Here is a 12,392-nt window from a genome sequence, read left to right as displayed (position 1 = left end):
GGTTCAATCTCCTACTTTTCTGAAACCGTCACGCCCATTGAGCGTGCAGTACCAATAACTTGTTGCATAGCGGCTTCGATGGTGTGGCAGTTCAAATCCGGCATCTTGGTCTTCGCAATTTCGCGAACCTGATCCATCGTGATGTTGCCAACCGTATTTAAACCAACCGTGCTGGAACCCTTGGCAATCTTTGCTGCCTTCATCACGAAGTAGCTGTTTGGCGGGGTCTTGGTCACGAAGGTAAAGCTGCGATCAGAGAACGCCGTAATCACAACCGGAACAGGAATACCCTTTTCCATTTGCTGGGTCTTTGCGTTGAACTGCTTGCAGAATTCCATGATGTTCAAACCCTTTTGACCCAAAGCCGGACCAATCGGGGGTGATGGATTGGCGCCGCCTGCTGGCACCTGCAATTTAATAAAACCAATTACTTCTTTTGCCATGTGGCATCTCCTTTTATTGCTCAGACGCCGCTCGGCTTCCTTCGCATAAGCTCAGGGGACGACGGTCGTCGTCCTTAAACACGCGCAAAATATCACGCGAATTCAGGACTGATTTTGAATGCGATGGGAGAAAATCTTCCAAAGCCCTTGATACTCTCGAAACCGAAAACACAATTACCATTCATTTTCACTCGCTCTGCGTTGATTTACGCCCAAGCGGTTGTTCCGCGTCAGCGGAACAGAGCGAATGGCGTATAAAAACGCAACCGCTCGTGACGGCAACATCTGTTCTCAAAACGAAAGTACTTACCGCAGCCCTATAAATAAGGTTGCGTCTCCCGTGGTGCGGCGCGCCGGGCGAGTTCAAGAACTCATTTGGCACTTACCTCCCACAGAAACTTGGGTGTTTTATAAAGGGCACCCTCCACCCTGTCCAATCATTTATTGGTTTAACCATCAATGTTAACGGGTTGAAAGTATTAAAACCACTGCTTATTCGATATACTTACGCCATGGCAGACACAACAGCACCAAAACCTGTGACCAAACGCTACCGCACCCGCAGGCTGCCGTTCATATTTTATATTCCCGGTTTTTTATGGCGCAACAAGCTTCCGATCATCGCCATACTTCCGGCGCTTTATGCTGTTGACCGTCTCTATGGCCCGCAAGCTGTAAATTATTTTGCAGGCCCGCCGCTTGTCACCGTTGATGCAAAATTCTGCCAAACCGAAACATGCACTGCAACCGCGCGCAATATTGCAACTGCAACCGCGCTGTGGATACGCACCGCGCAAACCAGAGGGTACAGTGTTCCTGATTATCTTAATCCGCGCTACGCGATTGGTTCAACCGGCATTGAAAGCGATATGGGCGCAAATATTCATAAGGCTGGCTCACGTTACCGCGGTGTCTTGCAATTATCGCCGCAGATTGACGATACCCATTTCACCGATATCGCGGGCGAATTATTCGAGACTTTGAAAGCGGCTTATGCACAAAACCCCGATGCGATACCGGCGCTTTATCAATTAAAGATAAACGGCAAGCTAATTACCGCAAAGCAATTACAGGAATTATTCGCAGAGAAAATTACCATCGCCACCTTGCCTGCAAATGGCACACGCACCAGACCGCTGCGTTATGCGACCAACAAGCTTTTGCAAATGATACGCGATAACAGGGCGGTATTTATCGACCCCACCATTCAAACTTTTGCATTCATGGAAGCAAGCTACAAGTCACTCAAAGACTTTAAAGACAAGCCGCATTTTATTGAACTGCCTGAAATTGAACAGCATGCGATTTTGTATCTTGCACATAATCACCCGCGCATGGCCCGAGTGGTATTGAAACAGCAATATTGCGAACGCCCGGTTAGCGAATTATCTCCTCGTGATGTGCGTTATTTCCCGGGCAATTCCGGTATATACAGCAGCACAGGCATCGCAACCCCCGCGCAGGTCAAATACCGCGTCATGAAACGCATGTATGCCTATTTAAATGTTCATGGTCCAAAATTGGGCGATGCAAAACTGGCAACATCCATTGCACCGGTTGAACCACGCCTCGAAGGTCATAAAGGCATCTTTCATCGTTTGGTAATACGCAGCCTGATCAACCGCACACGATGCGTTCCAGACAAGCTGGAAAGCTAGCCCGGCATTTTTAAAATTGAGGTTGACTTATTTCCGGGCCAAATCGTACGCAGCGCCAGCTTGCTGTTGTACAGCAGGCAATGCGGGTTTTTCAGCAGCCGCCAATATATTGGGAATAAGATATTGGTTCAGGGCACTTGCATCGCTATTGGGTTTTGAAAAAACACGCGCCGATTTAACATTGTCTGGAAGCTGCGCCTCCGCATCACGCGGCAACGCTGATAGCAAAGCTACAGGCACTTCGCTATCCACTTCACGCAAACGCGATATCAATTCCGTGCCATTTATTTCCGGCATATTATTATCACTTAAAATAACCACGCGGTGTAGGTTTTTGTCTTTCAACATTTCCAACGCATCAACTGAATAATGAAAGGATACTACTTCGATATTCATCTTGCGCGCGGCAAGTTCATCGACAATACCTGCGCTTTTCAGCTTCACCTGAAGCAAGCGGGTATAGCTTTCTCCAAGAAGCACTTCATCATCCACATAGACAACATAGACGGTGTTTGGGTCCAGAACTTCTGGAAGCGTCAGACCATCGGTTATTTTAATCGACATGCGTTATCCTTTTAAAAAATGCCCATGAAAGGTAGCAGGTCAAACCGAAACTAATTACAGATTTCCCATGAATTAATATCCGAATTAACCATTGTTGATAATAAAACGCGCCTTACAAAATGTTAAAATGGCGCATGGTTGAAACGCGCCCCTATAAACCGCTTATCCTGTTTATTGACCTTCAAGCCGTTTATTGCGCGCCGCCCAGCGCCGAAGAAGCCGCGATGATGCAACGCCAAGGCGCGTATGTGCCAACACCAGCGGAAACCGAAGCCGTTGATAACATGATTGAAGGCTGCAACACTCTTGCCGACTTACTTCGGGGCAAAGTCAAAATCGGCTGGGCAGCGATGGTGCTTAATTTTCAGGACCGCTTTAAGATAAGCGACAATCTTGAAGAATTCCGTAAACTGCTGGTTAAACCCGGCAACACCTTGTTCGATTTTTATAAAGCGCAGCCAAAAGACGGTGATGTGTTTGTCGCAAAATCCGAAAACTCCGCGCTTTCCAACCCAACCTTTATGGAGATGCTGGAAAAGGAAGGCTATACGCATATCTATATCGGCGGTTGCCAGAAAACCGAATGCGCGCTCAGCACCGCTTTAAAACAATCAGTCTGGGAGATGTTTGAAAGAACCGCATACGGCATTGAAACCGTGATGATTTCCGATTTATCGATGGATACGCATTCATCCAAAAACCAGTTCCGCCCGCTGCCGGATGCAGCACTCACACAAGCACGCGTGGAAAAATTGGGCGTGCGCACCGTGACAACACCAGCGCTTCTGGCAGAGATTAACGCCAATCTTGGCAGGCCCGTTATCATTCCCGCCATCGCGCCCGACAATAAATACGAAACTTAAATTTGTTTTGCTTCCAAAAGGTTTCTTGGTTATAGCTGAAATGCTAACACCGTTATGGAACCTGCTTATCAATGACCACCCAACGCCCCCCATCCGCAGAGCCTGAAAACGCACCCGGCCTGTACCTTGATGGCGTGAAATTCGAACTCACCAAAGGGGATCAGGCCTCCAGTTATTCGGTCACGCTTGTTACGCAATATGCGCTGCCGGTGATTACCGTCTGCTATCAGTCCAGCCCGTTTTCCAAACCGGTGGAAGTCGCTCATGTCTATCCACAACCCGAACAGGGCTTTAACGAAAATCCCCTGATGCGCGCTTGGATGAATGATTTCAACAATGCGCTCACCGCCAGCATTGCGTTTGCATTAAATGGCGGATTATCGGGCAATGAAGAAATGCCCGTTTACAGGGTTGGCGATATAAACGAAATCCAGAACGCGGCGCCGCTCAATCCAAAACTACCTTCCGCCGTGAATTTTATTCATGCTGTCCCGTTCACAGAAGAAAGCGATCCGTCCGAAGAACCCACCATCTATGCTTTCTCGCAAATTTTCCAACTTGCAACGGACCCCGATGTGCCTGTACCGGATGAACTCAAAGGCTATGACGCAGATTTTGTGCAGGCAGCCGTGTGCGCCGTCACAGATATTCCTGATTTACGTGATCGCCCATCCTATGTGCCACCCGCGCAATCATTGAAAGAACTGCTGGTGGTTGCCGAGCGGGGATTATATTTTTCCAGTATGGATGCTATTCAATCATTCAATCCGCCGCACACTAATGCGCTTGGCAATTGGGCGATGAGCGATGGCTCTCGCCCCGTAGCCAAGATTCTCGGCTTTCCGGAGCGCACCAATGTGAAGGAAGCAAAACGCAGAGCGGGGATTAAAGAAAAACCTACAGCTTCTCAACTTGGGTGAATTCCAGATCCACCGGCGTTGCGCGTCCAAAGATGGACACGGAAACTTTAAGGCGTGCTTTTTCATCATCCACTTCTTCAACTGTACCGTTGAATGAAGCAAACGGACCATCCGCCACACGGACCTGTTCGCCCACTTCGAAGGTGATGGAATTCTTGGGATGCTGGATGCCTTCCTGCATTTGGGAAATCAAACGCATCGCTTCCGCTTCGGACATCGGCACGGGCTTTGCGCCGCCGCCAAGGAAACCGGTAACCTTTGGCGTATTCTTGACCAAGTGCCAGCTTTGGTCGGTCAGCGCCATCTTCACCAATACGTAACCGGGAAAGAATTTGCGTTCCATATTCACCTTGCGGCCACGTGCCACTTCAACCACTTCTTCGGTGGGCACCAGAATATCGGCAAACATGTCGGCTAAACCTAAGCTTTCGGCCTTTTCACGGATAGCAGCGGCCACCTTCTTTTCAAAACCAGAATACACATGCACCACATACCAGCGATGGGTTGCTATTGCTCTGGGGGCGCGCGGCGCAGCTTCTGCTTTTGCTTCTTTGGGTTTTTTGGTTTTTGTTTCAGCCATGATCGTGCTCCGGTAAAATCTCTAGAATCTCAGGTTAATAAGGGCGCGTGAAAGGAAGGATAGCCCGCCATCCACCACCAGAAAGAAAATCGACATTATGCCCGACAACACCACCACCATCACCGATGTCATCACGGTTTCCTTGCGGGTGGGCCAGGTTACTTTGTTGGCTTCTTTTTTTACTTCGGAAAAGAAGGTTGTAATCTTGTTTATCATCGTCGTTCTTTCAAAAAACTCATACTCACGGCAACCGCCACAACTTCACTCAAGGACGGCGACCGCCGTCCCGTCTGCTTATGCAGACGAAGCCCAGCGGCAACTGAGCGACAAAAGTGGCAGGAGTTGGGGGGCTCGAACCCACAGCCTTCGGTTTTGGAGACCGACGCTCTACCAGTTGAGCTAAACTCCTCCAATAAGCCCGCTACTCGGACCTAAAATAACGGCCCGCCTACATAAATGTGGGCGAGCCGTTGGATGATTTTATAGATGAAACCGGGGCTGAAAGCAAAGTCTAAAAAAGACTTTTATAAATGAATAGGTTAGATTGCCCCCTATGAAAGCCCAAAAAACACAAAAACCGGCCAAAAAACAAACCCAAAAGCACGAGATTACGCTGGAAGGCCAATCTGGCCGCCTTGATAAGGTCACAAGCGCCCTGCTGCCTGATGTCTCGCGGGCGCGCATTCAAAAACTGATTGAAGAAGGCGCACTGACCGTTAACGGCAAATCCGTAACCGATGTTGCGCATAAATTGCGCGGCACCGAAACCATCGCGCTGGAGATCCCCGAAGCCGTCGATGCCAAACCGCGCGCGCAAAAAATCAAGCTCGACATCGTTTATGAAGACAAGGATGTGTTGGTGATTAACAAACCCGCGGGCATGGTTGTGCATCCTGCGGCGGGCAATCTGGATGGAACTTTGGTGAATGCACTTCTTGCCCATTGCGGTAAAAGCCTGTCCGGAATTGGCGGTGTTAAACGCCCGGGCATCGTGCATCGTTTGGACAAAGACACCAGCGGATTAATGGTCGTCGCCAAACACGATAAAGCGCATCAAGGCTTATCGGAACAGTTTGGTGATGCAGCGCAGTCGCGGTTGGGCGAAGCCCTTTTATACAAGGGCGAAGCCCAGAGCAGTCGCGCTAAAACATTACGTCGTGTGTATCAGGCATTTATATGGGGCGCGCCATCAACCAAGCGCGGCACGATTACGGGCGATATTGGCCGCAGCGACACCAACCGTAAAAAAATGGCACTCGTTAGCCATGGCAAACATGCCATCACACATTTTGAAGTCTTGGAAACCTACGCACCGCCCGCAGATGAAACAGGATATGGCGCGGTTGTTCGTAAAAATAAATCTGCGCGCAAAGAAAACAAATCACCGTTTGCCGCACTTATTCAGTGCGAACTTGAAACAGGCCGCACGCACCAAATCCGCGTGCATCTTGCGCATATCGGCAACAGCATTGTAGGCGATGCGCTGTATGGCAATGCCAAAGGCAGCAAGCAACGCGCACTCAGCACGCTGGAAAAACTATACAAGGGCGATGAGAAAAAACTAAGCCTGCTGGCAGACTTCCCGCGTCAGGCGCTTCATGCCAAGGCCTTGTCGTTCCTTCATCCTATTACGGGGGAAGAAATGACCTTCGAAGTAGCCCTGCCCAAGGATATGCAGCAACTCCATGGATTGCTTGGAAAAGTATCTGCAATTTGAAATAAAGCCTAAGCATTCGTAGGAATTTGTTATCTAAAAACTTTGGCCGTATTAGTCTTTTGCAAAGCCCCATCCTTTATATTTTCGATTAAGGATTATAGGGCTTAACTTAGATGACCCAAGAACGCGCACCCCGAGTATTAACTCCTGACCAGCAACTTGCGCGGTTCAGAAAAATCTATCCACGGTTCGACCCGCAACTGATTGCGCATATCCATTCGGTGACCGAGTTCGCCCGGCCCCATGGCGGAAAGGATTTTTCAACCGTCATGGCATGGGCGATGCTTGAATCATTCGGCAATCCCGCATCGCGGACCACTACGGGTGATTTTACGCGGCATACCGCCTTTGGCGCGTTCCATTTTAAACCGGAAACCATGCTGGAAGGGTTTTTAAGAACCGCCGATTTACAGGTGCAATTCAACCCATCTTTGCAAGGTCATGTCACCCAGGCACGGGCATTATTGGCGCTAAAAGCAAAAAACCCTGCGCAATTTACAGCTGGCGCACTCGCATTTTCCCAAAACATGTTTAAAAACCCTATCCTGACAGCGCAGGTGCAAGCGCTGATTGTCGCCAGCAATAGCACGGATTACGTTGCGCATTTCCTTGGGCCAACAGGCGCACGCAACCTGCGCGAAGCGGCAGCAGGAAAAAACAACATCACCATGGATTCACTTCTCGCAGGCCTGACGCAACGATTTCCCCGATCCGAGCTGGATCAGCACTTAACCTCAGCGGCTAATCCGTTCATTTCCCCGAATATGGAAAAAGCTGCACAGAGCAATCCATCATATTTTTTCAACTGCGACAAAACGCATTGCAGGCCAAGACTGCCGTCTGAAACCTTGCGTGAAATCGAACGCCGCGTAACCGAAAAAACCGATTTGTTCGAGAAAGATTTTCCGCAATTGCGTACCGCCAATCTTGAAACTCCTCCCGAACCCGCGGCAACGGCGCCAGCCAGAAAACCTGCCGATGCCAAAAAACCACCGGTTGTTCCAACGCGGATAATGGCGGGCCAGCCTAGATAGTTTCGTTCATAAGCCATGGTTGCGCTGGCGCAATCGCCTCGCGCGGCTGTAATCCGTTGGCCAATCCCAACACGCCCAACACATAGAGTTTATGTGGCGGTAGATCGCGGTACACATAAGCGCCCATGCGCATCAAATTCCATGTCGATTCATATGGTTTTTTGACGAGCGCTGCCGGCAATGGCGCAAATACCACCAAGGATTCTGGAAAGCGTTTCATAAATTCTGCCACGCCGCCATGACCATCACTGGCATTCGCCGTACCGCTATGATAATTGCGGATAACCAGCAGAATATTTTCTTTTGCCGCCAACGCATGATACGGGGCAAGATTCATTCCCGGATAGGCAGCTAGGAAATATACACGCTTGGCTGCGCTCACCATGCTTTCGCACGCCGGAACTTGAAAATCGGTTTCAATCTGTTTTGGCCTATCTTCGGCCCATTCAATGCCTATGCCTTCTTTATAAACACCCACAGCTGCGTCATAAAATGAATGAAAACTTCCTGCATCGGCCGACATTTGCTGCACGTTTGTGGCATGGTGCAGCGTTACATCACGCCCTGTTCCACGAAATGGAATGAACACACCTTTGCGTGGCTCCGGCTGGGTGAGCAATGCCATGGCAGCAGTAATATTCGCGGTTGCATCGGTTCGCGCATCTTCCAGCGGATAGAACGCCGCCGCCAGCGCAATGCTCACATCACGTTTGGCAAATAATAACTGCAATAATGTTGCGGTAAACGGCAAGGTATCCGTACCATGAGTGATTAAAAACCGCCTACAGCCTTTTTTAATCTGCGCATCCACTTCACTTGCTATCGCATGCCAATCCGGCATATCGAAGTCACCGGAATCTTTGGCAAGCAATTGGTGAAAATGAAAATCGAAAATGCGGTTCTTGGTCAGGCTTTCCATGCGCGATTGCAGCAATTGGTTGCCCGCCATATCAGCGCGTGTTGCATTTTCGGTCAGTATGGAACCGATGGTTCCGCCCGTTAAAATGATGGCGATCGATGGTTTGGCAGTACTTGGCATGGTCTAAATCCGGATAGATACGAATTTTTCAGACTACGCCTGCAAAAACGACCATGGCAATAAAAAAGGGCGGTACTGCTACCACCCTTTTGGATTCATTCGAAAAAGTCTTTCTGCTGAGGCAGATGCGCCGATGATTTTTAGAACCGGAGCGCAGCGTACATTTAAGTACGTGAGCACCGCCCTGCTTTGCAGGTTTTTACGATGTCCTGCGAAGCAGGACAGGTAAAAAACATCAAGCAGATGTCCAGCAGAATAGGCTTTTAGCCGTTCACAGCTTCTTTGGTTTCGTCAGCAACCGCGTTTGACTTGTTTGCTGCTTCCACTTCCCGGGCGCGGTCACGGCCGGCTGCAATCGCCTTCAGGCGATTAACAACGGCGCCGGTACCTGCTGGAACCAAACGGCCCACGATGACGTTTTCCTTAAGCCCTTCCAGCTTATCGGTGCGACCCGATACTGCGGCTTCGGTAAGAACGCGCGTGGTTTCCTGGAACGACGCAGCAGAAATAAAGCTGCGTGTCTGCAAGCTTGCCTTGGTAATGCCCTGCAATACAGGGCGGCCCTTGGCAACGCGAAGATTTTCCAGAACCACCTTGTCGTTTTCGTGTTCGAAGTCGAGGCGGTCAACCTGTTCACCGTTGAGGAAGGTTGTATCACCGGCATCGGTGATTTCAATCTTCTGCAACATCTGGCGCGCAATCACTTCAATGTGCTTGTCGTTGATCTTCACGCCTTGCAGACGGTACACATCCTGAATTTCATTGATGAGGTATTCCGCCAAAGCTTCAACACCCATAATGTTCAAAATGTCGTGTGGTACTGGGTTTCCGTCAATCAGCAAGTCGCCGCGTTGAACACGGTCGCCTTCCTGAATGGACAAATGCTTGCCCTTTGGAATCATGTATTCGCGGGGTTGCTCGCTGCCATCTTCCGGAACGATAACCAGACGACGCTTCGTCTTGTAATCTTTTCCGAATTCTACGCGGCCATCAATTTCTGCGATAACGGCAAAGTCTTTTGGCTTACGTGCTTCAAACAATTCAGCAACACGCGGCAAACCGCCGGTGATGTCGCGGGTCTTGGTTGATTCACGTGGAATACGTGCAAGCACGTCGCCCGCTTTCACTGCTGTGCCGTTTTCAATCGACAAAATCGCATCCACAGGCATGAAGTAACGGGCTTCCATACCGTTGGATAAGGTGATTACCTTGCCCTTGGCATCGTGCAATACGATGCGCGGACGAAGATCATTACCCTTGGGTTGTTGACGCCAGTCGATAACCTTCTTGCTGGAAATACCGGTTGCTTCATCGACCACTTCACGTACCGACACACCTTCCACAAGGTCAGCATAATGCGCCACACCTTCCTTTTCAGTGATAATCGGCAAGGTATAGGGATCCCATTCCGCAATGCGTTGACCCTTCTTCACCGAAGCGTTGTCATCCGCCAGCAACTTGGCGCCATATGGCACCTTGTGGCGGGCGCGTTCACGGCCTTGTTCATCGGCAATCGCGATTTCCATGTTGCGAACCATAACCACAGGTTGGCCTTCGGAATTTTGCACAACGCCCTTGTTCTTGATCTTGAGCTTACCATCAAGGCTTGCATCAATCGTGCTTTGCTCAGCAGCACCTTGCGCCGCACCACCAATGTGGAAGGTACGCATGGTAAGCTGGGTTCCTGGTTCACCGATGGACTGCGCAGCAATAACGCCCACAGCTTCACCGATGTTCACGGGTGTACCACGTGCCAAGTCGCGGCCATAGCATTTGCAGCATACAGCGCCCGACTTGTTTTCGCAGGTAAGGACCGAACGGATAGCAACGCTATCAATACCGGCTTTATCAATCGCTTCAACATCGGGTTCGGTGATGATGGCGCCTGCTGGAACAAGTGTCTTGTTGCCAACAGTGTCCTTCACATCAACTAATGCAGTGCGGCCCAGAATACGTTCACCCAAAGGCGCAACTACTTCGCCGCCGTCAATGACTGCTTTCACAGTCAGACCGCGCTTGGTGCCGCAATCTTCTTCCACGATGATGGCGTCTTGTGCAACGTCAACAAGGCGGCGTGTCAGATAACCGGAGTTCGCTGTCTTCAAAGCAGTGTCGGCCAGACCCTTACGCGCACCGTGGGTCGAGTTAAAGTATTCAAGAACGGTCAGACCTTCCTTGAAGTTCGAAATAATCGGCGTTTCAATAATTTCGCCCGATGGTTTGGCCATCAATCCGCGCATACCGGCAAGCTGTTTGATCTGTGCTGCCGAACCACGCGCACCCGAATGGGCCATCATGTAAACGCTGTTATGCGGTTGACCGGGTTTTGGCGTTGAGATGGCTTTCATCATTTCATCCGCAACACGTTCGGTGCAGGATGACCAGGTATCCACCACCTTGTTGTACTTTTCACCGCGGGTGATCAGACCGTCTTGGTATTGCTGTTCGAATTCCTTGACTTGGTCTTGTGCCTTCTTGATGAGCGTTTCCTTGGCTGCTGGAATAATCAAATCATCCTTACCGAAGGAGAAACCTGCACGGCATGCCCATTTGTAACCCAGCGCCATCATGCGGTCAGCAAAGATAACCGTTTCTTTCTGACCACAGTGACGGTAAACGCTATCGATCACGTTCGACACGTCCTTCTTGGTCAGCAAGCGGTTGATGATGCTGAATGGCAGGTTCTTATGACGTGGGAACACTTCCGAGAACAACATACGGCCCGGAGTGGTTGACACAGTCATGGTCACTGGCTTGCCGGTTTCGTCAACAGTATGGTAACGCGCCTTGATTTTCGCGTGAATATGAAGGCATTTTGCATCCATCGCTGCTTCGATTTCGCCAATCGAACCAAATACGGAACCTTCACCCACCATGCCTTCGCGTTCCAGCGTGATATAGTACAAGCCCAAGACGATATCTTGGGATGGCACGATAATCGGCTTACCGTTTGAAGGTGACAGGATGTTATTGGTGGACATCATCAATACGCGGGCTTCCAGCTGCGCTTCCAAAGAAAGCGGAACGTGAACCGCCATTTGGTCGCCGTCAAAGTCCGCATTGAACGCAGCGCAGACCAAGGGGTGCAACTGAATTGCCTTACCCTCAATTAACATTGGCTCAAACGCCTGAATACCAAGACGATGCAATGTTGGTGCACGGTTAAGCAATACAGGTCTATCACGAACAACTTCTTCTAAGACATCCCAAACTTCTGGAATCAATTCCTCAACCATACGACGAGCAACACGCATATTTGATGCTAATTCTCGTTCTATTAAACCTGCATATATGTATGGCTTGAACAATTCTTCACGGATTTGTAATTGTTTTGGTTCAAATTTGTTTTCATGCTGAACCAAAGTGACTGGTGATGATGGGTGTGCCACATCGACTGGTCTGATCTTATTGTCCACAACAGATGAAAAAAGTGTCAGCGCTCTATATGCTTTTTCAGCAGGAAGCTTGTGTAAAAGGTCTTTGAAAAAAGTTGGCATTAAATTTTTGTTTTTGGGGTCTTTCAACCTCAAACTTAAATATTCATCGACTGCGATTCTCGATGCTTCATGACGCA

Annotated in this window: 11 protein-coding genes and 1 tRNA gene; 5 read left to right on the top strand and 7 right to left on the bottom strand. The window is 49.7% G+C overall.

The window, feature by feature from the left end:
• Positions 1–11: 11 nt before the first annotated feature.
• Positions 12–443: a 50S ribosomal protein L11 gene (gene rplK, locus SFW65_05720; protein MDX1922605.1), complete on the bottom strand. Its 432-nt coding sequence runs from the start codon at positions 441–443 to the stop codon at positions 12–14.
• A gap of 512 nt (positions 444–955) precedes the next feature.
• Between rplK and SFW65_05715 the strand changes: the two genes are divergently transcribed.
• Positions 956–2,101: a hypothetical protein gene (locus SFW65_05715; GenBank protein MDX1922604.1), complete on the top strand. Its 1,146-nt coding sequence runs from the start codon at positions 956–958 to the stop codon at positions 2,099–2,101.
• A gap of 27 nt (positions 2,102–2,128) precedes the next feature.
• On the opposite strand, the gene SFW65_05710 is transcribed toward SFW65_05715, so the two are convergent.
• On the bottom strand, positions 2,129–2,665 hold the full coding sequence (locus tag SFW65_05710) for a response regulator (protein MDX1922603.1): 537 nt from the start codon (positions 2,663–2,665) through the stop codon (positions 2,129–2,131).
• Positions 2,666–2,784: 119 nt separating this feature from the next.
• Between SFW65_05710 and SFW65_05705 the strand changes: the two genes are divergently transcribed.
• Together SFW65_05705 and SFW65_05700 are read left to right on the top strand one after the other, a co-directional pair.
• Positions 2,785–3,528: an isochorismatase family protein gene (locus SFW65_05705; GenBank protein MDX1922602.1), complete on the top strand. Its 744-nt coding sequence runs from the start codon at positions 2,785–2,787 to the stop codon at positions 3,526–3,528.
• A gap of 71 nt (positions 3,529–3,599) precedes the next feature.
• A complete protein-coding gene (locus SFW65_05700) occupies positions 3,600–4,448 on the top strand; it encodes a hypothetical protein (protein ID MDX1922601.1) in 849 nt (282 codons plus the stop codon).
• On the opposite strand, the gene nusG is transcribed toward SFW65_05700, so the two are convergent.
• From nusG to SFW65_05685, 3 genes are all read right to left on the bottom strand, one after another.
• Positions 4,426–4,959, bottom strand: coding sequence for a transcription termination/antitermination protein NusG (gene nusG / locus SFW65_05695; GenBank protein MDX1922600.1), 534 nt, complete (start codon positions 4,957–4,959; stop codon positions 4,426–4,428). The two genes, SFW65_05700 and nusG, sit on opposite strands and share 23 nt — an antisense overlap.
• A 90-nt stretch (positions 4,960–5,049) precedes the next feature.
• A complete protein-coding gene (gene secE, locus SFW65_05690; protein ID MDX1922599.1) occupies positions 5,050–5,244 on the bottom strand; it encodes a preprotein translocase subunit SecE in 195 nt (64 codons plus the stop codon).
• Between the two features lie 117 nt (positions 5,245–5,361).
• Positions 5,362–5,437, bottom strand: a tRNA-Trp gene (locus SFW65_05685).
• Between the two features lie 144 nt (positions 5,438–5,581).
• Here SFW65_05685 and SFW65_05680 point away from each other — a divergent pair.
• Positions 5,582–6,745 carry a pseudouridine synthase gene (locus SFW65_05680; protein MDX1922598.1) on the top strand — a complete coding sequence of 388 codons (1,164 nt, stop codon included), beginning with the start codon at positions 5,582–5,584 and terminating at the stop codon, positions 6,743–6,745.
• A 113-nt stretch (positions 6,746–6,858) separates the two neighbouring features.
• Positions 6,859–7,779, top strand: a complete 921-nt coding sequence (locus SFW65_05675; protein MDX1922597.1) for a hypothetical protein — start codon at positions 6,859–6,861, stop codon at positions 7,777–7,779.
• On the opposite strand, the gene SFW65_05670 is transcribed toward SFW65_05675, so the two are convergent.
• On the bottom strand, positions 7,772–8,818 hold the full coding sequence (locus SFW65_05670; protein ID MDX1922596.1) for an asparaginase: 1,047 nt from the start codon (positions 8,816–8,818) through the stop codon (positions 7,772–7,774). The two genes, SFW65_05675 and SFW65_05670, sit on opposite strands and share 8 nt — an antisense overlap.
• Before the next feature lie 263 nt (positions 8,819–9,081).
• Positions 9,082–12,315 (bottom strand): DNA-directed RNA polymerase subunit beta', encoded by a 3,234-nt coding sequence (gene rpoC, locus SFW65_05665; protein ID MDX1922595.1) that lies wholly within the window; start codon positions 12,313–12,315, stop codon positions 9,082–9,084.
• Positions 12,316–12,392 lie beyond the last annotated feature (77 nt).

This window comes from Alphaproteobacteria bacterium (assembly GCA_033762625.1).
GTDB lineage: Bacteria > Pseudomonadota > Alphaproteobacteria > UBA9219 > RGZA01 > RGZA01.
This window is presented reverse-complemented; position numbering and strand designations above follow the sequence as displayed.